Annotated in this window: 16 protein-coding genes; 8 read left to right on the top strand and 8 right to left on the bottom strand. The window is 59.4% G+C overall.

Going from position 1 to position 19,585, the window contains the following annotated elements; translation table 11 throughout:
• Window positions 1-5: 5 nt before the first annotated feature.
• Window positions 6-1,049, top strand: coding sequence for an NADP-dependent oxidoreductase (locus tag G364_RS0113330; RefSeq protein WP_019935646.1), 1,044 nt, complete (start codon window positions 6-8; stop codon window positions 1,047-1,049).
• Window positions 1,050-1,087: 38 nt separating this feature from the next.
• Here G364_RS0113330 and G364_RS0113335 read toward each other — a convergent pair whose 3' ends face one another.
• The 5 genes from G364_RS0113335 to G364_RS0113355 form a co-directional block, all read right to left on the bottom strand.
• A complete protein-coding gene (locus G364_RS0113335; protein WP_019935647.1) occupies window positions 1,088-1,915 on the bottom strand; it encodes a metal ABC transporter permease in 828 nt (275 codons plus the stop codon).
• On the bottom strand, window positions 1,912-2,769 hold the full coding sequence (locus G364_RS0113340) for a metal ABC transporter permease (protein WP_019935648.1): 858 nt from the start codon (window positions 2,767-2,769) through the stop codon (window positions 1,912-1,914). The genes G364_RS0113335 and G364_RS0113340 overlap by 4 nt, the downstream gene beginning before the upstream one ends.
• Window positions 2,753-3,661, bottom strand: a complete 909-nt coding sequence (locus G364_RS0113345) for a manganese/iron ABC transporter ATP-binding protein (RefSeq protein ID WP_019935649.1) — start codon at window positions 3,659-3,661, stop codon at window positions 2,753-2,755. The genes G364_RS0113340 and G364_RS0113345 overlap by 17 nt, the downstream gene beginning before the upstream one ends.
• A complete protein-coding gene (locus G364_RS0113350) occupies window positions 3,658-4,590 on the bottom strand; it encodes a metal ABC transporter substrate-binding protein (protein ID WP_040614649.1) in 933 nt (310 codons plus the stop codon). Before G364_RS0113350 ends, G364_RS0113345 begins: the two co-directional genes overlap by 4 nt.
• An 85-nt stretch (window positions 4,591-4,675) precedes the next feature.
• On the bottom strand, window positions 4,676-5,557 hold the full coding sequence (locus tag G364_RS0113355) for a LysR substrate-binding domain-containing protein (protein WP_026344909.1): 882 nt from the start codon (window positions 5,555-5,557) through the stop codon (window positions 4,676-4,678).
• A 91-nt stretch (window positions 5,558-5,648) separates the two neighbouring features.
• Here G364_RS0113355 and G364_RS16595 point away from each other — a divergent pair, with 91 nt between their 5' ends.
• Window positions 5,649-6,620 carry a TDT family transporter gene (locus G364_RS16595; protein WP_019935652.1) on the top strand — a complete coding sequence of 324 codons (972 nt, stop codon included), beginning with the start codon at window positions 5,649-5,651 and terminating at the stop codon, window positions 6,618-6,620.
• On the opposite strand, the gene G364_RS0113365 is transcribed toward G364_RS16595, so the two are convergent.
• Both G364_RS0113365 and G364_RS0113370 read right to left on the bottom strand, forming a co-directional pair.
• Window positions 6,614-7,648: a Gfo/Idh/MocA family oxidoreductase gene (locus G364_RS0113365; protein ID WP_019935653.1), complete on the bottom strand. Its 1,035-nt coding sequence runs from the start codon at window positions 7,646-7,648 to the stop codon at window positions 6,614-6,616. The two genes, G364_RS16595 and G364_RS0113365, sit on opposite strands and share 7 nt — an antisense overlap.
• Before the next feature lie 142 nt (window positions 7,649-7,790).
• Complete coding sequence (locus tag G364_RS0113370) at window positions 7,791-8,696, bottom strand: LysR family transcriptional regulator (RefSeq protein ID WP_019935654.1); 906 nt, start codon at window positions 8,694-8,696, stop codon at window positions 7,791-7,793.
• 167 nt (window positions 8,697-8,863) lie between these two features.
• On the opposite strand from G364_RS0113370, the gene G364_RS0113375 reads away from it, so the two are divergent.
• The 6 genes from G364_RS0113375 to G364_RS0113400 all read left to right on the top strand — a co-directional run bounded on the left by G364_RS0113375 (window position 8,864) and on the right by G364_RS0113400 (window position 16,730).
• Complete coding sequence (locus G364_RS0113375) at window positions 8,864-10,564, top strand: L-lactate permease (protein WP_019935655.1); 1,701 nt, start codon at window positions 8,864-8,866, stop codon at window positions 10,562-10,564.
• A 59-nt stretch (window positions 10,565-10,623) separates the two neighbouring features.
• Window positions 10,624-11,394, top strand: coding sequence for a (Fe-S)-binding protein (locus tag G364_RS0113380; protein ID WP_019935656.1), 771 nt, complete (start codon window positions 10,624-10,626; stop codon window positions 11,392-11,394).
• Complete coding sequence (locus tag G364_RS0113385) at window positions 11,387-12,805, top strand: LutB/LldF family L-lactate oxidation iron-sulfur protein (RefSeq protein ID WP_019935657.1); 1,419 nt, start codon at window positions 11,387-11,389, stop codon at window positions 12,803-12,805. Before G364_RS0113380 ends, G364_RS0113385 begins: the two co-directional genes overlap by 8 nt.
• A complete protein-coding gene (locus G364_RS0113390) occupies window positions 12,805-13,458 on the top strand; it encodes a LutC/YkgG family protein (protein ID WP_019935658.1) in 654 nt (217 codons plus the stop codon). The genes G364_RS0113385 and G364_RS0113390 overlap by 1 nt, the downstream gene beginning before the upstream one ends.
• Window positions 13,458-16,298 carry an FAD-binding and (Fe-S)-binding domain-containing protein gene (locus tag G364_RS0113395; protein WP_019935659.1) on the top strand — a complete coding sequence of 947 codons (2,841 nt, stop codon included), beginning with the start codon at window positions 13,458-13,460 and terminating at the stop codon, window positions 16,296-16,298. Before G364_RS0113390 ends, G364_RS0113395 begins: the two co-directional genes overlap by 1 nt.
• Before the next feature lie 81 nt (window positions 16,299-16,379).
• Window positions 16,380-16,730: a RidA family protein gene (locus G364_RS0113400; RefSeq protein WP_019935660.1), complete on the top strand. Its 351-nt coding sequence runs from the start codon at window positions 16,380-16,382 to the stop codon at window positions 16,728-16,730.
• A gap of 98 nt (window positions 16,731-16,828) precedes the next feature.
• Here G364_RS0113400 and G364_RS0113405 read toward each other — a convergent pair whose 3' ends face one another.
• Window positions 16,829-19,345 carry a beta-glucosidase gene (locus G364_RS0113405; RefSeq protein WP_156816515.1) on the bottom strand — a complete coding sequence of 839 codons (2,517 nt, stop codon included), beginning with the start codon at window positions 19,343-19,345 and terminating at the stop codon, window positions 16,829-16,831.
• Window positions 19,346-19,585 lie beyond the last annotated feature (240 nt).

Here is a 19,585-nt window from a genome sequence, read left to right on the forward strand (position 1 = left end):
ACACCATGAAGCAAACAGCCAACCGCAACCGCCAGATCACTCTGGCTTCACGCCCGGTGGGCCTGCCCACCGCCGGCAACTTCGCCCTGAAAGAAACCGCCATTCCCGAGCCCGCCGAAGGCCAGCTGCTGCTGCGCACCCTTTACCTGAGCCTGGACCCTTATATGCGGGGCCGCATGAGCGACGCCAAATCCTACGCCGAGCCGGTGGCGGTGGGGGATCCCATGGTCGGAGGCACCGTCTGCCGGGTGCATGCCAGCCGGCACTCAGGTTATCAGCCCGGTGACTGGGTGCTGAGCTACAGCGGCTGGCAGGACTATGCGCTGTCTGACGGTGAAGGACTGATAAAACTGGATCCTGCCCACATGTCTCCTTCCTGGGCACTGGGTGTGCTCGGCATGCCCGGCTTCACCGCCTATATGGGCCTGCTGGATATCGGCAGGCCGCAAGCCGGAGAAACCCTAGTCGTCGCCGCCGCCACCGGTGCCGTTGGCTCCATGGTGGCGCAAATCGGCAAGCTCAAAGGCTGCCGGGTGGTGGCCGTGGCCGGTGGTGAAGAGAAATGCCGCTATGCGCTGGAAACCCTGGGCGTGGACGTCTGCCTTGATCACAAGGCCGGTGACTTTGCCGAACAACTGGCCGGTGCCTGCCCCGATGGCATCGATATCTACTACGAGAATGTGGGCGGCAAAGTGCTGGACGCTGTGCTGCCCTTGCTCAACACCGGTGCCCGCATTCCGGTGTGCGGCCTTATCTCGCAATATAACGCCACCACGCTGCCGGACGGGCCGGATCGCCTGGGTCAGCTGATGGCTACCATTTTGATCAAACGCATGACGGTAAAGGGCTTTATCATCTTTGATGACTATGCTCACCGTTATGATGAATTTGTACAAGACATGAGCCAGTGGCTGAGGGAAGGCAAAATTCACTATCGCGAGCAGATAGTGGAAGAGCTGGAACACGCACCAGAGGCCTTTATCGGCCTGCTGCAGGGCCAAAACTTCGGCAAACTGGTGGTGCGCGTTGGAAATGACGAGCTGAACTGACATGCCTTGGGGCAGCCTTGGCTGCCCCAAGGCCTGAGTTACTCAGTGAGTATGTTTTTTTTACGGTGCGCCAGCACAAAGGCGATGACAAAAAACACCGTCATCAGCAGCACTATGGTAGGTGCCGGAGCGCTGTCGAGGTAAAAAGCGATATACACCCCAAAAAAGCCGCCGGTAATGCCAATGGCCACCGACAGCAGCAGCATATGAATAAAGCGCCGGGTCAGCAGAAAGGCGGTGGCCCCGGGGGCAATCAGCAGGGCAATGGCCAGCAGCAGGCCCACAGAAGTGAGCGCCGCCACTATGCTGAGGGTGATCAAACACAGCAGGCCATAGTGCAGCCAGCCCACCTTGAGCCCTACCGCCCGGGCCTGTACCGGATCAAAGGCGTGCAGCAAAAAGTCTTTCCACTTGGTGCCCAGCACCAGCACCGTCAGCAGGGCCACGGCAGCGGTTTCCAGAATATCTCTTGGGCTTACCCCCAGCAAATCGCCAAACAGAATATGATCCAGGTGCACCTCAGCGCTAATCTGCACATAAATCAGCAAACCAAAGCCAAACATGCCGGAAAACACTATGCCCATCACGGTGTCCTGCTTGATACGGCTGTTGGTGGCGAGAAAGCCAATGCTGAGCGCACAGGCCATGCCGGTACCAAAGGCTCCCAGCGCCAGCGGTATGCCTGCCATATAAGCCAGCACCACACCGGGAAACACCGCATGACTCATGGCATCCCCCATCAGCGCCCAGCCTTTAAGCACCAAAAAACAGGACAGCAGCGCCGCCGGCACCGAAATCACCACGGCCATGATCAGGGCGCGCACCATAAAGTCGAACTGAAAAGGCAACAGCAAGGCATCTGTCATGGCTGCGCCTCCCGGGCTTCGGCTGCGCGCCGGCGGGCGGCCAGATAGCCATGCTTGGGCGCAAATACAAAGGCCAGCAAAAATACCAGGGTCTGCATCACCACTATCAGGGCTCCGGTGGCCCCGTTGAGAAAATAGCTGATATAAGCTCCCAGGGCGCTGGTAACGGCCCCCAGCGCAACGGCAATCACCAGCAGTACCGGAAAGCGATCACTGAGCAGATAAGCAGTGGCTCCGGGCGTGACCACCATGCAGATCACCAGAAAGGCACCCACTGTTTGCATGGCGGCCACTGTGCAGGCCGCCAGCAAAGTAAAAAAAACCAGCTTCAGCAGACCAGGACTCAGCCCCAGGGTATGAGCATGGTTTTCATCAAAAAATACCACCAGCAGATCTTTCCATTTGCACAGCAGCACCGCCAGCGACACCAGGCTGATAATAACCAGCTGCAGGATGTCGGCAGGATCGATGGCCAGAATATTGCCCAGCACTATGGTGCGAATATTCACTGCCATGGGCTGCAATGACACCATAAACAGCCCCAGAGCAAAAAAAGCCGAGAAAATCAGGCCGATAATCACGTCTTCTTTCAGCTTGCTACGCTGGTTCAGCAGCATCATGGCACCGGCGGCCAGGCCACCGGCCAGAAAGGCACCGAGAGAAAACGGCAGCCCCAGCATATAGGCACCGGCTACGCCGGGCACAATGGAATGAGAAAGGGCATCGCCAATCAGCGACCAGCCTTTGAGCATCAGATAACAGGATAAAAACGCACACACGCTGCCCACCAGCGCAGATACCCAGATGGCATTCACCATATAGCCATAGGTAAAGGGCTCAAGGAGAAGTGTCATCGTTCCCCTCGTCTTTACCTCTGGCATGACTGTCACGGCTTTGTATCCGGCCGCCTTCGATGATCAGCGGTCGTTCATCATCACTGATCACCCCAATCGGTAGTACGCCGCCGTTCAGCATAAAGTGACGCAGCACACCACCGAAGGCCAGCTCCAGATTGGCCTGATTAAAGGTCTCTTCTGTTGTGCCGTGAGCCAGAACCGTGCCTTTGATCATAATGGTACGGTCGCAGAACTCGGGCACAGACCCCAGGTTGTGAGTGGACACCAGCATGACCCGGCCTTCGTTTCGCAGCTCCTGCAGCAAGGCAATTATCTGCTCTTCGGTATTCACATCCACACCGGTAAAAGGCTCGTCGAGCAGAATAACCCGGCAGTTCTGGGCCAGCGCCCGGGCCAGAAACACCCGTTTTTTCTGGCCGCCGGAGAGCTCGCCAATCTGACGACGGCGAAACTCGGTCATATTGACCCGCACCAGGGCTTGCTCCACCGCTTCATGATCGGCAGCCTCGGGACGGCGCAGCCATCCCATATGGCCATAGCGGCCCATCATGACCACATCTTCTACCAGTACCGGAAAATTCCAGTCCACTTCTTCAGCCTGAGGTACATAAGCCACCAGGTTTTGCTTCAGCGCCCGGCTTACCGGCATGCCCAGTAACCGGATATTGCCGGCATCGGGCTGTAAAAAGCCCATAATGGCCTTGAACAACGTAGACTTGCCGGAGCCGTTCACGCCTACCAGCGCAGCTATGGTTCCCACCGGCAGATGAAAGCTGGCATCGCGCAATGCAGTGTGGCCATTACGATAGGTAACGGTTACGCCAGCAACTGCCATGCCAGCTCCTTCCGGGGAAGCCGCCAGTGTGTTGATATCTCTGCAGGCAATCATTTGTCAGCGTCCTTGCTGGCAGCGTTTGTCAGGCCATTAACAATGGTGCTGGACGTGACCTTAAGCAATTCCAGGTAAGTGGGTACCGGGCCGCCGGCCTCGCTCAGTGAATCTACATACAGCACACCGCCATAATCAGCTCCGGTTTCACGGGCCACCTGCCGGGCCGGCTTGTCGGAGACGGTGCTTTCACTGAATACCACCGGAATATCATGCCGGCGCACCGTATCGATCACATGACGCACCTGCTGGGGAGTACCCTGCTGATCGGCGTTGATCGGCCATAAGTACAACTCGTTCAGGCCATAATCCCGGGCAAGGTAAGAAAAAGCACCTTCACTGGTCACCAGCCAGCGCTGCTGTTCGGGAATTTGCTCAAATGCTTTGCGAACAGGCGTGGTTGCTTCGGCAATTTGCTGCTTGTAGGCAGCAGCGTTGACCCGGTACACCTCGGCATTGTCCGGATCGTACTTTTCAAAAGCGGCCACAATATTATCGACGTAAATATAAGCATTTTCCGGCGACATCCAGGCATGGGGGTTGGGTTTGCCTTTATAGGGGCCATCATTGATACCCATGGGCTCTATGCCATCGCTCACCACTACTTCGGGTACGCCTTTCAGATTCTGATAGAACTTTTCAAACCAGAGTTCCAGATTAAGGCCATTGGCAAGGATCAGCTGAGCATCATGAGCGCGAATAATATCACCGGGTGTAGGCTGATATTCATGGATCTCGGCACCGGGTCTGGTAATGGACTCCACCACAGCAGCCTCACCCGCCACATTGCGGGCCATATCAGCAATGATAGTAAAGGTGGTGATCGCCTTGAATTTGTTCCCGGCACTTGCCGGAAGCGCTGTCAGTACCAGTAATGCCGCCAGCACAACACCATTTGTACCGTGTCTTCTCCTGCCTGCATACATCATCGCCACCTCCTTTTTTATTATGATAGGACCCTCTGTATGATTCATTTCACACAATAAATAAATGATAACTATTTTCAATAAAAATCTAGCCTGGTGCTGCTTCCCGACACACATCCACAAACCGGCGCAACAGCGCAGAGTGATATTTTTTGCGATGCCATACCAACTGCAGGGTACGAGACAGCGTTAACCCCACATCCAGTACCGCCAGCCGCCTTAATTCCAGCCGGTCAGCCACCGCCAGCCGGGAAATCAGCGCCAGCCCCAGGCCCTGCTCCACCGCCTGCATCACGGCTTCGGGTGTGCTCAGCTCCAGTGTGCGTCCCATGCCATTAAGATAAGGGGCCAGCTGGTGATCAAACTGCTCACGGCTGCCGGAGCGAGGCTCACGTAACACCCAGTTACAACCGGCAAGGCTGGCTGGAGTTAACCGGCCCTGCCCCGCCAGAGGATGATCTCTGGCTGCCACAATGCACATTTCATCGGTCAGCCAGGCCTGAGCTTCAAGATCAGCGTGACGGTTCTCTCCTTCTATCAGTGCCATATCCAGCTCAAAACGAGCCACCATATCGCACAGATTGCGGGTATTGGTGATGGTCACTGCCGCCTGCAGCCAGGGCTGACGTGCCAGCAAGGCGGGTAAAAGATAGTTGCCAATGGTCTGACTGGCTCCAATATGCAGGCTGCCTGCCAGCATCTCACCTTGAGAGCCTTGTTCAAACTGCTGTTCTATGTCTGCCACCCGGCCAAGAATGTCTTCCGCCACAGGCTGCAGCCGCCGGCCCTGATCGTTCAGCTGCAGCCTGGGATGAACCCGGTCAAACAGCGGGCTGCCCAGCTGCTGCTCCAGCTGGCTTAACGACTGCGACACAGCCCCCCGGCTCAGGCAGACTTCATCGGCGGCTCCGCCCAGATTGCCATGGCGGGCAATGCTGGTGAACACTCGTAGTTGCTTCAGGGTTATCATTTAGTTTTTCCAAACAATAGCTTTAAATCATTTGGATATTATAAATGAAAAGTTGTTTTTATCATGACGGCAGTCACTGAGGAGAGCCGTTATGCTGCACAACACCCGTCATCGTCTGGCTGCCGCCCCCACGCCCATGGCCGGACTGGCCCTGGGCGTTGCCAGTCTGGGCTGGAGCTGGGAAAACACCGGCCTGTTCAACGGACAGGCTCAGAACCTGGGAGCCGCCATCGCTGCCCTGCTGCTGATTATTCTGACCGCCAAGTTTTTGCTGCACCCACGCCTGCTGGCGCAAGATCTGGCTCACCCTGTGGTGGGCAGTGTGTTACCTACCTATGCCATGGCTACCATGGTGGTATCTGCTGCGCTGCCTGAGCCGGCCCGCCACCTGTTGTGGCTGCTGGCCACCGGTTTGCATCTGGCGTTCTTACTGGTGTTTATTTGCCACCGGGTAAAGGAATTTCGCCTGCACCATATGGTGCCCAGCTGGTTTGTGCCGCCGGTAGGTATTATTGTGGCTGCCGTCGCCAGCCCGGGTGGTGTGTTTGATCCGCTGGCGCAGGGTCTGATGTGGTTTGGTCTGAGCTGCTATGGTCTGCTGCTGCCGCTGATGCTGTACCGGTTGATTTTTTGCCCTGTAGTGCCCGATGCTGCCAAGCCGACCATTGCCATTATGGCGGCCCCGGCCAGCCTGAGCCTGGCCGGTTACCTGACAGTGATGCCACAGCCTGATTTGCTGCTTGTGGCCATTCTGCTGGGCATAGCAGTGCTGATGACCGCATTAATTTACGTGGCTTTTTTTCATCTGCTCCGGCTGCCGTTCAGCCCGGGCTATGCCGCCTTTACCTTTCCGCTGGTAATAGGTGCTACCGCCCTGTTCAAGGTGTCTGACCTGCTGGGTACACTGGATCTGCAGGGGGCGGACCTTAACAGCCTGCGCCATCTGGCTCAGTTCGAGCTGGTAGTGGCCACCCTGGTGGTGGCCTATGTAGCCCTGCGCTATGTTATGCACCTCACCCTGCTGAGCCGTTTGCTCACACCAACACGGCAGCCGGCTCAGTAATTCACATCGGGCACCGGCAGGGTTTTTCCCTCCCGGCTGCTCTTTTCCGCCAGCATGATAATATTCAGCCCGTTGAGCGCATCACGAATGGTGACCGGCAACGGGCCTTCACCGCGAATGGCTCTGGCGGTTTCTTCATAAAAATGCCGGTAGCCTCCCACCTCTGACACGATCACTTCCGGATCGTCCTCGGAATAGAAAATGCCATAATCACTTTCTGCTTCCTTGGCCAGGTAAGGCGAGTCGGGCACTATACCGTCCCGCAGGCGCTCTTCCTGTGGATCAAAACCCAGCTTGATATAGCAGCCCCGCTCGCCCTGCAACTTGAAGCGCAAGGTGGGTCCGGGATGATAAGAGCTGGAATGCAGCACCACTTCCTTGCTGGCGTAATGCAGCTGAACATGAAAGTAATCGGTTACATCAGAGCCCGGGCGCTGAGACAAACAGCGACCGGTCACCGCCAGAGGCTTGCCAAACAGCTCCAGCGCCTGGTCTACCAGATGGCCGCCCAGATCAAACCAGGATCCTGCGGCTACACCGGGTTTGTCTTGCTGCCCTTTGGGAGTGGGCCGAAAGCGATCGAAGTGCGATTCAAAAGCATGCACCGGGCCCACCTTGCCATCGGCCAGCAAGCGCTTGATGGTAAGAAAATCACTGTCCCAACGGCGATTGTGAAAAGGTATCAGACACAGCCGGCTGGCTTCCGCCAGGCGCATCAGCTCACTGCCCTGGTGCAGCTGAGTGACCGCCGGATTTTCCATCACTACATGCAGTCCCATACTCAGTGCCTTACGGCCCAGCTCATAATGCACCTCGTTCGGTGCCGTGATCACTACCAGCCGGGCACCGGACTCCTTGAGCATTTCATCCACATCGGTATACACCTTCACCTCAGGCCAGTCCCGCTCCACCCGCTCCGGCCGCGAGGTACTGATAGCCACCAGCTCGAACTCCGGCAGGCTGTCGATAAAGGGCAGATGATAAATACTGGCCGTTGGGCCATAGCCGATTACGGCGGTTTTGATCATGATAAACCTCATCCCGAACCAATGAACACATTGCACACCGGCCAGATAATCAAACATTTAGCCATACAACAAACCACAGCTTATGTTGGTGGGTCAAGGCTATGTCACGGGAACATTCACTTCCGGCTGACTGAAGACATACTCAGAAATAATGCCTGATCTCCATATAGCGGGCGCGAATATGTTCAATCAGCAGTTTTATCTTGCGGGGCGGCTGGCGGTTGTAGGGATATACAGCATAAATGCCCAATACCTTGCCCACCCGGCTGGGCAGCAGCTCCACCAGCCGCCCCGCCTGCAGATCCGGATAGACCAGGCAACGGGGCACATAGGCCAGGCCATGGCCGGCCAGGGCCGCCTTGCGCAGGGCGGCGGCGTTGTTGGTGGAAAAGTTGCCGCTCACCCGCAGCGAATAGGTCTCACCATGGCGACTGAACAGCCAGTCCCGGGCGCCGCTTTCCTGATAGCTGTAAATCAGGCAGTTATGTTGCAGCAGATCTTCCGGCACCTGAGGCTTGCCGTGGCGGCTGAGGTAGGCAGGGGCGGCACAGATGGTCCAGCGCGAGTCCAGAATATGGCGGGCGATCAGGCTGGAGTCTTCCAGATGACCGGTGCGGATCACCAGGTCATAACCCTCACCCACCAGATCCACAAAGCGGTTGTCCAGGGACATGTCGACGCTGATAGCCGGATGCAGTTCACAAAATTGCGCCACCGCCTCCGCCAGCAGCAACTCCCCGGAAATGGTAGGTACCGACATGCGAATGTGCCCCTGAAGGGTGTCGCTGTAGCCGGTCACCGCATCAAAGGCCTCCTGAGCCGTTTGTGCTACCGCCTGCGCATGCTCAAACAATACCCGGCCCGCTTCGGTCAGGGTCAGACGCCGCGTGGTGCGGTGAATCAGGGTGCTGCCCAGCTCGGCTTCCAGCCGGGCAATGCGCTTGCTCACCACCGAATTGGTCAGACCATGGGCGTCGGCGGCCTTGCTGAAGGAGCCCAGCTCAATGACCTGGGCAAACAGAATGAGATCGTCGGTTCTCGGCATCATTTAACCAGTTTTGGAAACAATGGATTTCATTAAGTCTATATATCCACAAAAAACAAGGGATTAAAGTTTACATTCGTTTAACACCCCTGGTGCCATCGTACTCTACATTATTAAGGATACGGGTGGAGAGGCTGCCGCCCAAGACAAGGTGACAAGGATAAACACTCATGATGAATGATACTCTGCTGGCATTGCTGGCCTTTTCGCCCATACTGCTCGCCGCCGTGCTGCTGGTGGGCCTGCAGTGGCCCGCCAAGCGCGCTATGCCGCTGGCCTTTATTCTGACCGTGGTGGTGGCGCTGTGGATCTGGGACATGACCGGCACCCGTGTGCTGGCCTCCACCCTGCAGGGGCTGGTGATTTCCGTCTCGCTGCTGTGGATTATCTTTGGCGCCATTTTGTTGCTCAACACCCTCAAGCACACCGGCGCCATTACCACCATTCGCAACGGCTTTACCGCCATCAGCCCGGATCGGCGCATTCAGGCTATTATTGTGGCCTGGTGCTTTGGCTGCTTTATTGAAGGCGCCTCCGGCTTCGGCACCCCCGCCGCCGTGGCGGCACCCCTGATGGTGGCGCTGGGCTTTCCGGCCCTGGGCGCTGTGCTGATGGGCATGATGATCCAGAGCACCCCGGTGTCCTTCGGCGCCGTGGGCACCCCCATTATTGTGGGCGTGACCACCGGCCTCGACAATGCCGCCATCAACACCACCCTGACCGCCGCCGGCTCCGGCTGGCCGGCTTACCTGCAAACGGTCACCAGCAACGTGGCCATTACCCACGCCATTGTCGGCATTCTGATGCCGCTGTTTATGTGCATGATGCTGACCCGCTTTTTCGGCAAGGAAAAAAGCTGGAAGCAGGGTATGGAAATTCTGCCCTTTGCCATTTTCGCGGGTCTCGCCTTTACCATTCCCTATGCCTTCACCGGTGTGTTGCTCGGCCCCGAATTTCCGTCCCTGATCGGCGGCCTGGTAGGGCTGGCCATTGTTGTTACCGCCGTCCGCAAGGGGTTCCTGGTGCCCAAACACACCTTTGACTTCCCCGAGGAAAAAGACTGGCCGGCGGAGTGGCTGGGGTCACTGGCCATTCACAAGGAAGACCTGCAGAAAAAGCCCATCGGCCTGGCCCTGGCCTGGTTCCCCTACCTGCTGCTGCCGGTACTGCTGGTGCTGAGCCGCACCAGTGACAGCTTCAAGGGCCTGCTCACCGGCTGGAACATTGCCTTCAACAACCTGCTGGGCGAGGCAGGGATCAGCGCCGGCATTCAGCCCCTGTACCTGCCCGGCGGCATTCTGGTGTTCGTGTCGCTGGTGGCAGTACTGAGCCAGACCCGTTCGCTCAAGGATCTGGGCCCGGCCATTCACGAGTCGAGCAAGACCCTGATCGGCGCCGGTTTTGTGTTGATGTTCACCGTGCCCATGGTACGGATCTTCATCAACTCCGGCGTCAACGAAGCGGATCTGGCCAGCATGCCGGTCATGGCGGCCCGGGTGGCCGCAGATCAGGTGGGTGACTTTTTCCCGGCCATCAGCGGCGTGATCGGTGCCCTGGGCGCCTTTATTGCCGGCTCCAACACCGTGTCCAACATGATGTTTTCCCAGTTCCAGTTCGAGGTGGCCCAGACTCTTGGGGTGTCCACCGCCATGGTGGTGGCGCTGCAGGCAGTGGGGGCTGCCGCCGGCAACATGATCGCCATTCACAACGTGGTGGCGGCCTCGGCCACCGTCGGCCTGATGGGCCGGGAAGGCACCACGCTGCGCAAGACCGCCCTGCCCACCCTTTACTATCTGGTGGCCATCGGCGTGATTGGCATGATCGCCATCTACGGAATGGGCATCTCGGATCCGCTGTTACAGCTGTCCTGATGCCCTGCCGCCGCCGGTGCCCGCCGGCGGCGTTGTTGTAACCCTGACAGGAATTGCCTATGTCATCCGCTATTCGTCTCTATCCGTCCAGGCCCGACAAGGTCTATGTCTACGCCACCTGCCTGGTGGATTTGTTTTCGCCCCAAAGCGGGCTGGATGCCATTCGTCTGCTGGAGCTGGCCGGGGTCGAGGTGATCTACGTGCCCAAGCAAAGCTGCTGCGGCCAGCCCGCCTATTCCTCCGGTTACGATGACGATGCCCGCACCACGGCACTCAGCCAGATGGCCCTGTTTCCCGAGCCCTGGCCGGTGATCGTGCTGTCCGGCTCCTGCGGCGGCATGATGCACCATCACTATCGCCGGCTGTTCGCCGGCAGCGAGCACGAATCCCGCGTCAATGAATTCTGTGATCGGGTCTTTGAACTCACCGAGTTTCTGGTGCACGTCTGCCGCATTCGGCTGGAAGACAAGGGCCGCGGCACGTCGGTGGTGCTGCACACCTCCTGCGCCGCCCGCCGGGAAATGAAGGTACACGTCACCGCCCGCCAGCTGCTGGGCCAGCTGGACCAGGTGGAGCTGCGCGAGCAGGCCTACGAAAGCGAATGCTGTGGCTTTGGCGGCACCTTTGCGGTGCGCCACCCGGCCATCAGCGAGGCCATGGTGCAGGACAAGACTCAGCACCTGAGCGACACCCGGGCCGACCAGCTGATCAGCGCCGACTGGGGCTGCCTGCTCAATATCAACGGCGCCCTGGAATACCAGGGCCGCACCCTCAAGGGCATGCACCTGGCCAGCTTTCTGCTGAGCCGGCTGGAGGGACGTCATGCATAATCAGCCCCAACACTTTCACGCCCAGGCCGAAGCGGCCCTGGCCGACCCCGAGCTGCGCGCCAACTTTCGCGGCGCCATGGATTACCTGCGCGACAAGCGCAAAACCGCCTTTGCCGACGCCGCTGAAGAAAGCGCCATTCGCGACAGGGCCGAAGCCATTCGCCAGCGCTGCCTGAGCAAGCTGCCCGAGCTGCTGGAACGGCTGAAAAGCAACTGCATCGCCAACGGCATTCGCGTGCACTGGGCAGAGAACGCCGAGCAGGCCAACGCCATTTTCACCGACATCATTCAGTCTCATGGCGGCACCCTGGCGGTGAAGGGCAAGTCAATGGTGAGTGAGGAAATCGAGCTCAACGACGCTATGGCGAAAGAAGGCATCACCTGCCTGGAAAGCGACATGGGCGAATATATCGTCCAGCTTGGCCGGGAAACACCGTCCCACATCATCATGCCCGCCATTCACAAGAACAAACAGCAGGTGGCCGATCTGTTCGCCGAGCATGTACCCGGCTTTGAACACACCCTGGACGTGGACACCCTGATCCAGACCGGCCGCCGGGTGTTGCGGGAAAAATACCGCACCGCCGACGTGGGCGTGTCCGGGGTCAACTTCGCGGTGGCGGAAACCGGCACCCTCTGCCTGGTGGAAAACGAAGGCAACGGCCGCATGTGCACTACCGTGCCCGAGGTGCATATCGCCATTACCGGCATTGAAAAGGTGGTGGAATATCTGGCCGATGTGCCGCCACTGTTCAGCGCCCTCACCCGCTCCGCCACCGGACAGCTGATCACCACCTACTTCAACATGATTAGCGGCCCGCGCAAGGACGACGAGCTGGACGGCCCCAAGGAAGTGCACCTGGTGCTGCTCGACAACGGCCGCAGCCAGGCCTTTGCCGACGAGGAGCTGCGCAAGACCCTGCAGTGCATTCGCTGCGGCGCCTGCATGAACCACTGCCCGGTCTACACCCGCATCGGCGGCCACGCCTACGGCACCGTCTACCCGGGCCCCATCGGCAAGATCATCTCGCCCCATCTGATGGGCCTGGACGCCACGCAGGACTTGCCCACAGCCTCCAGCCTGTGCGGCGCCTGCGGCGAGGTGTGCCCGGTGCGCATTCCCATTCCCGAGCTGCTGCAGCGGCTGCGCCACGAAGCCAAGCAGGATCCGCGCCCCGGTGCCCTGCCCCTGCGCGGCCAGCAGGCGGCGGCCAGCAACACCGAGGCCTTTATCTGGCGCAGCTTTGCCCTGGCCACCCGCCAGCCGGCGCTGTACCGTATGATAACCTGGTGCGCGACCCGGCTGCGGCGGCTGATCCCGCGCAAACTTGGCCCCTGGACCCGTTGCCGCACCGCCCCCAGACCCGCCGCCCGCACCCTGCGTGAACTTATGGCCGAGAGGAACAAATAATGTCAACCGCCCGAACCGCCATTCTCGACCGGCTGCGCCGGGTCAATGCGCTGCCACTCAACGCCCCGGAGCCGGACTACCCCATCTGGAACGACACCGACGCCGACACCATGCTGGCCCGGCTCACCGGCCTGCTGGAACAAAACCATGCCGAGGTGCTGCGCCTGCCCCGCACCGCCCTGGTGACCACACTGCGGGAGCGGCTGGCGCAGGCCGGCATCAAACGGGTGGCCACCGGCACCGGCGGCGAATTTTTTGACGAGATCACGCTAGCATTGAACGGCACCGCCGAGCGGGTGTGCTTTGATCGCCCGCTGGAAGAGTGGAAGGACGAGCTGTTCAATACCATTGATGCCGGCATCACCGGCTGCCACGGCGCCATTGCCGCCAGCGGCAGCCTGGTGCTGTGGCCGGGGCCGGAGGAGCCGCGCACCCTGTCGCTGGTACCGCCCCATCACATTGCCATTCTGAAGGCGTCCACCCTGCACCCCAACCTGCCGGCCATGATGACGGATGAGGGCTGGAGCCGGGGCATGCCCACCAACCTGCTGCTGGTATCGGGCCCGTCCAAGACCGCCGACATCCAGCAAACCCTGGCCTACGGTGCCCACGGCCCCAGCGCCCTGACGGTACTGATCCTGGAGGATGCCTGATGGAGGCCCGCTACCAGCGGCTGGCCGACGAGCTGGCCACCTTTCTGCCCAGTGAGCGCATCATCAGCGATCCGTCCCTGTGCCTGGCCTATGGCACCGACGCCAGCTTTTACCGGCTGCTGCCCAAACTGGTGCTGCGGCTGGCAAGCCAAGACGAAGTGGTGCGCGTGCTGGCGGCCTGCCGGCAACACCGCCTTCACTGCACCTTTCGCGCCGCCGGCACCAGTCTGTCGGGCCAGGCGGTGTCCGATTCGGTGCTGATCACCCTCACCGACGACTGGCGCGGCCACCGCATCGAGGACGAGGGCGGGCGCATTGCCCTGCAGCCCGGGGTGATCGGTGCCGACGCCAACCGCTACCTGACGCCCTACGGCCGTAAAATCGGCCCGGATCCGGCCTCCATCAACAGCTGCAAGATCGGCGGCATCGCCGCCAACAATGCCTCCGGCATGTGCTGCGGTACGGCCCAGAACTCCTACCGCACCCTGCACGGCCTTAAGCTGATACTGGCCGACGGCACGCAACTGGACACCGTGAATGCCGACAGCCGGGCCCGCTTTGCCGAGCAGAAACCCGAGCTGCTGGCCGGCCTCAAGCAGCTGAGCGAGGAGGTGAAGGCCAATCCTGAGCTGAGCGAGCGCATTCGCCACAAGTACCGGCTGAAAAACACCACCGGCTACAGCCTGAACGCCCTGGTCGACTTTGACGACCCGTTCGACATGCTGGCCCACCTGATGATTGGCTCGGAAGGCACCCTCGGCTTTATGGCCGAGGTCAGCTATCACACAGTGCCGGATCATCCCTTCAAGGCGTCCTGCCTGCTGGTGTATGCGGACATCGAAACCACCTGCCGGGCGGTGACCGCCCTGGCCGAGACCCAGGTGGCGGCGGTGGAGCTGATGGACGGCCGGGCCCTGGCCTCCATCGCCGACAAGCCGGGCATGCCCGGGTTTGTGGCCGAGCTGGATGGGGAAGCCGCCGCCCTGCTGGTGGAGGTGCACGGCACCAGCGAGGCGGAGCTGCTGGACAAATGCGTGCAGGCCATGGCCGCGGTCACCCCCTTTGCACGCTGCAACGAAGTCGCCTTCACCCAGGATAAGGCCACCTGCGCCACCCTCTGGGGCATGCGCAAGGGCATGTTTCCGGCGGTGGGCGCGGTGCGGGAAACCGGCACCACCGTCATCATCGAGGACGTGGCCTTTCCGGTGGAAGAGCTGGCCCCGGCGGTGCGCAAGCTCACCGCCCTGTTTGAGCGCTTTGGCTACCATGAGGCCATCATCTTCGGCCATGCCCTGGCCGGCAACCTGCACTTTGTGTTCACCCAGGGGTTTGATTCCCAGGCCGAGCTGGACCGTTACGGCGGCTTTATGGACGCCGTGGCCCAGCTGGTGGCGGTGGACTACGGCGGCTCGCTCAAGGCCGAGCACGGCACCGGCCGCAACATGGCTCCCTATGTGGAGCTGGAATGGGGCAAGGACGGCTACGCCCTGATGCAGCGCATCAAGGCGTTGTTCGACCCGGAGGGCCTGCTCAACCCCGGCGTTATCCTCAACGACGACCACCAGGCCCACCTGAAGGATCTCAAACCCCTGCCCGCCGCCGACGAGCTGGTCGACAAATGCATTGAATGCGGCTTTTGCGAGGCGGTGTGTCCGTCCCGGGATCTCAGCCTGACTCCGCGCCAGCGCATCGTGCTGTTTCGCGAGCTGAGCCGCCGGGCCGCCACCGGTGAGCAACTCACCGACTCACTGCAAACCGTGTTCGATAAACAGGGGGTGGACACCTGCGCCGCCACCGGTCTGTGCGCCCAGCGCTGCCCGGTGGGCATCAATACCGGCGATCTGGTGCGCCAGCTGCGCACCGCCCGTTACCAGAAATTCGAGCCCATCGCCCGCTGGACCGCCGGCCACTTCACCGCCACCACCAAAGCCGTGACGCTGGGGCTGAACGCCGCCAGCCTGAGCCGCAAACTGCTGGGTGCAAACACCCTGACCCGGCTGAATGCCGGATTACGCAAGGCGAGCAAAAACCGGGTACCGCTGTGGCTGCCGGAAACCCCGGCCGCCAATCCGCACCGGCCCAGGGCAGGCGGCACAGGTCCGGACAAGGTGGTGTATTTTCCGTCCTGCGCCAGCCGCACGCTGGGGCAGTCACCGGGCGCGAAAGACACCCGCTCCCTTACCGAAGTCACCCTAGCGGTGCTGGAGAAGGCAGGTTTTGAAGTGATCCTGCCCGACTCGCTGAACAACCTGTGCTGCGGCATGCCTTATCAAAGCAAGGGCATGGCGGCACTGGCCGACAACAAGGCCGCCGAGCTGGAGGCCCGCTTGTGGCAGGCCAGCGAACAGGGCCGCTGGCCGGTGCTGATGGACACCAGCCCCTGCGCCAAACGCAGCCAGGAAACCGGCCGCCTGCCGCTGCAGGTGTTTGAGCCGGTGCAGTTTGTGCTGGAGCACGCCCTGGAGCGGATGGCGATCAAGCCGGTGGAGGAAACCGTGATGCTGCACATTACCTGCAGCAGCCGGCGCATGGGGCTGGCCGATGCCATGCTGGCGCTGGTCCGGCGCTGCGCCAGGGAGGTGGTGGTGCCGGAGCACATCGAATGCTGCGGCTTTGCCGGCGACAAGGGCTTTACCACGCCGGAGCTGAACGCCGCCGCCCTCAGGCCGCTGCGGCAACAGGTGCCTGCCGGCTGCACCCGGGGCGTGAGCAACAGCCGCACCTGCGAGCTGGGCCTCAGCCATCACAGTGGCATTCACTACGAGTCCATTCTCTATCTGGTGGACGAAGCCAGTTGTAGCAAAAACCTGAGTGATCCGGCCCGGATTATTTCGGAATAACAAAAATAAGCGGTTTACAAAATCAAGACAGACGGTAATGTCTGGTTTTTAACACTCAGCTGAACTGGAAAGGAAGTATAAATGACTATTGAACGTCAGCAGGTTGGCCAGCGCATGAGCCGCATCGTCAAGCATAACGGCATCATCTATCTGTGCGGCCAGGTATGCAAGGATGCCACTCAGGATATTACCGGCCAGACAACCACCATGCTGGAAAAAGTGGACGAGCTGCTGAAAGAAGCCGGATCCGACCGCGAACATATGCTCTCTGCCACTATTTATGTAAAAACCATGGCCGACTTTGCCGGCATGAACGCAGTGTGGGATGCCTGGGTGCCGGAAGGTCATGCACCTGCCCGGGCCTGCGTGGAAGCCGCCATGGCCCGCCCCGAGCTGCTGGTGGAAATATCGGTAGTGGCTACCGAAATCTGAGACAGACTGAATAGCATATACTCAAAGGCCTGCCATTAACCGGCAGGCCTTAAATCCATGCAGCTATTTTGCCTGATTACTGTACATCTCCTTGGTACTTACTCCCTGTCCTTGCCTGGACTGGAGGCTGATTTTCCTACCTGCGGAAATGAGATGCCGATACGTCTTGTCAGCGGAGTGTCGGCTGATGACCCGCCTACAAATACCTGATAGGGACCATTAACCTCCCTCCAGTTACCATAAGCCCATTTAGTCAACTCTGCGGGATAGTCCGGCTCAAAGTAGGAAAAGGGGTGGTTGGAGGCACCAGCGTCCACCATGATACTGACACGCTCACTTTCACCCGGTTCCAGAAATACTTTTTTGAAGCCTACCAACCGCTTGGACGGCTGCTGAGCCTGTTTGGGCAACTTGAGATATACCTGGGATGCCTCACCACCAAACCGGCTTCCTGTGTTGGTCACGGTATATTCCACCGTCAGTACCGGTATCAGCCCGGAGAGCTTTTGCATGGCAGAGGCTGGTTTGCCCTGGCCCTGAGGCATCAAAGGACCGTACTCACGCCGGAATGCCTTGCTCAAAGTCAGATCACTGTATTCAAACCGGGTATAGGATAGGCCATGTCCAAAAGGAAATACCGGGGTCACACCATTAGCCTCATACCAGCGGTAGCCCATTTCCAGCCCCTCGGTGTAATGACTCACCAACTGGTCACTGCCATCACCAAAGACGCCATTTTGCGGAAAGCCCTTGCCGCCGGGCAAACCGTTTTCTTCCCGCAAACCGGGATACTGTGCCTCAGTGGCAAAGGCGGCTTCACGCGCACTGTTAGGAAAGGTTACCGGCAGCTTGCCTGACGGATTGAGTGCGCCAAACAGCATGTCGGCCATAATGTCACCGTCTTCCTGACCGGGAAACCAGGCAGCAAACAGGGCAGGTACATTATCCAGCCAGTCCATCAGAATGCCGGAAGCGCTATACAGCACCACCACATTATTGGGATTAACGGCTGATACACGGCGTACCAGTTCATCCTGCCGTACCTGGTCGCCGTTGCATTCGGGCTCTTCCACCGGCGGAGGCGGCACAACCGCCAGCAGCCTCAGACCCGAATCGGACGGCTCTTCCGGATCGCCGCCGCCATTGCCATCGTCACCACTTACACACAGAGTGGGCAGTATCAGGCTTTGCAGATCACGGGTTTCCCGTGGGTTGGTACCCACCATCAACACGACTATGTCTGACTCCTGGGCCAGCGCCACCGCTGCATCAATATCGACCCCATTGTGGTAGCTCACACTGGAAACGTATTTTTCCAGCCCGGTTTGGGGAGAGATTGTAAAGAACGGCACTACTGTCGTCAGCCCCTGCCGGCTCAGGTTGCGCGGCGGCATGGTGGCCCGGCCGGCAAACCAGGGATGGCCGATAAGGGCGATGGCAGGATCACTGGCAGCATTTAGCGGCAGAAAGTTTCCCTCGTTTTTCAACAGAGTAATCCCCCCTTCTGCCAGCGCCCTGGCTTTGGCAGCATTAACGCTTAAATCTGGTTCCAGAAACACATCAAAAGGGTTATCAAACTGGCCAAACTCAGACATTTTTACATAACGGGGCCGCAGGGCCGCGTCGATGTCCGCCTCAGTGATCTCGCCTTTTTCAATGGCAGCCTTGATACTGGCCTCGGAATAAAACAGCGGTTCTGAATCCAGCTCATAGCCCACCCCGGCCTTCAGCGCCTTGACCGTACTGTGCATGGCACGACGATCACTTTCTACCCAGCCGTCAAAACCCCAGCGCTGGCGCAGGGTCTTGACCAGCACATCGTGGCTGTCGCAGATATAGTCGGAATCATTCAGGTAGGGAAAGGCGCACATGATGGATGCCGGCCTGGCATCGCGCACAGCCATTTCAAAAGGCAGAAAGTACAGCTCGTGCATGGCCCGGCTGGGAATTCGTACCCCTGCGGTCCAGCGCTCAAAGTCGTATTCATGCTCATTACCCATAAAATGCTTGGGCTGGGCCTGCACCCCCTGATCCTGAATGCCTCGAATCTGGGCAGAGCCAATCACTCCTGCCAGAAAGGGATCCTCTCCGGGATACTCTTGCCCACGGCCTGCATAAGGAGAACGAATAAGGTTCAGGCCGGGTCCCAGCAGTACCTGACTGGCAAAAGTGTAAGCTTCATCGCCCACCACTTCGCCCCAGCCATACACCAGCTCTGGATCAAAGCTGGCGGCCGCCAGGGTCATGGACGGGCCCGCTGTTCTGACCGGCTCAGGCACACAGGAACCGCCACGAATACCGTTACCACCGTTGATTTCCCGAAAATTGGGAATACCCAGCTCCGGAATACCGGTGATATGCCGGCCCAGGGAAGTAAAACCACAGGTGGCAGCGCTATTGCCCTGGCCCTGATAGATACCTGACGGCAGAGCGTTTTCATCTGGCTTATTGGATATCTGCTGAATTTTCTGCTCGAGCGTCATATCTGCGAGCAAGGCATCCGCAAAAACTTCGTGAGGGTTGGGTTCGGCTGCAACGCCGCAGGAAAGCAGGATGGCGGCCAGCACAGATAATCTGATTCTGGTGTCGCCACAATAATGTGAAGAAACAATCATGGTCATGTCTCCCATCTACCACTTGGGACATATGCGGACCATTCCCTGTCCAGACAAACAAAGAAACATTGCTTCAAAGGCGAGTGCGGCGCATCGCACTAATAAGATAAGTAATATCGCAACATCAAAAAGGCCCGGCCTTTCTGATTCTCGAAGCAAAACCGGCAGGCCGAAAGCGGGCATACCGAACTACAGAGCTCGATTAAAAAGCATAGTCGCCGCACAAGGCAGCGTGCAAAA

Source organism: Oceanimonas smirnovii ATCC BAA-899 (assembly GCF_000381965.1).
Taxonomy (GTDB): Bacteria; Pseudomonadota; Gammaproteobacteria; order Enterobacterales; family Aeromonadaceae; genus Oceanimonas; species Oceanimonas smirnovii.

What these genes read in the sequence shown, in the direction of transcription:
- G364_RS0113330 (WP_019935646.1), top strand. Translation starts at nt 6, where the DNA reads ATGAAGCAAACAGCCAACCGCAACCGCCAGATCACTCTGGCTTCACGC.
- G364_RS0113335 (WP_019935647.1), bottom strand. Translation starts at nt 1,915, where the DNA reads ATGACAGATGCCTTGCTGTTGCCTTTTCAGTTCGACTTTATGGTGCGC.
- G364_RS0113340 (WP_019935648.1), bottom strand. Translation starts at nt 2,769, where the DNA reads ATGACACTTCTCCTTGAGCCCTTTACCTATGGCTATATGGTGAATGCC.
- G364_RS0113345 (WP_019935649.1), bottom strand. Translation starts at nt 3,661, where the DNA reads ATGATTGCCTGCAGAGATATCAACACACTGGCGGCTTCCCCGGAAGGA.
- G364_RS0113350 (WP_040614649.1), bottom strand. Translation starts at nt 4,590, where the DNA reads ATGATGTATGCAGGCAGGAGAAGACACGGTACAAATGGTGTTGTGCTG.
- G364_RS0113355 (WP_026344909.1), bottom strand. Translation starts at nt 5,557, where the DNA reads ATGATAACCCTGAAGCAACTACGAGTGTTCACCAGCATTGCCCGCCAT.
- G364_RS16595 (WP_019935652.1), top strand. Translation starts at nt 5,649, where the DNA reads ATGCTGCACAACACCCGTCATCGTCTGGCTGCCGCCCCCACGCCCATG.
- G364_RS0113365 (WP_019935653.1), bottom strand. Translation starts at nt 7,648, where the DNA reads ATGATCAAAACCGCCGTAATCGGCTATGGCCCAACGGCCAGTATTTAT.
- G364_RS0113370 (WP_019935654.1), bottom strand. Translation starts at nt 8,696, where the DNA reads ATGATGCCGAGAACCGACGATCTCATTCTGTTTGCCCAGGTCATTGAG.
- G364_RS0113375 (WP_019935655.1), top strand. Translation starts at nt 8,864, where the DNA reads ATGATGAATGATACTCTGCTGGCATTGCTGGCCTTTTCGCCCATACTG.
- G364_RS0113380 (WP_019935656.1), top strand. Translation starts at nt 10,624, where the DNA reads ATGTCATCCGCTATTCGTCTCTATCCGTCCAGGCCCGACAAGGTCTAT.
- G364_RS0113385 (WP_019935657.1), top strand. Translation starts at nt 11,387, where the DNA reads ATGCATAATCAGCCCCAACACTTTCACGCCCAGGCCGAAGCGGCCCTG.
- G364_RS0113390 (WP_019935658.1), top strand. Translation starts at nt 12,805, where the DNA reads ATGTCAACCGCCCGAACCGCCATTCTCGACCGGCTGCGCCGGGTCAAT.
- G364_RS0113395 (WP_019935659.1), top strand. Translation starts at nt 13,458, where the DNA reads ATGGAGGCCCGCTACCAGCGGCTGGCCGACGAGCTGGCCACCTTTCTG.
- G364_RS0113400 (WP_019935660.1), top strand. Translation starts at nt 16,380, where the DNA reads ATGACTATTGAACGTCAGCAGGTTGGCCAGCGCATGAGCCGCATCGTC.
- G364_RS0113405 (WP_156816515.1), bottom strand. Translation starts at nt 19,345, where the DNA reads ATGATTGTTTCTTCACATTATTGTGGCGACACCAGAATCAGATTATCT.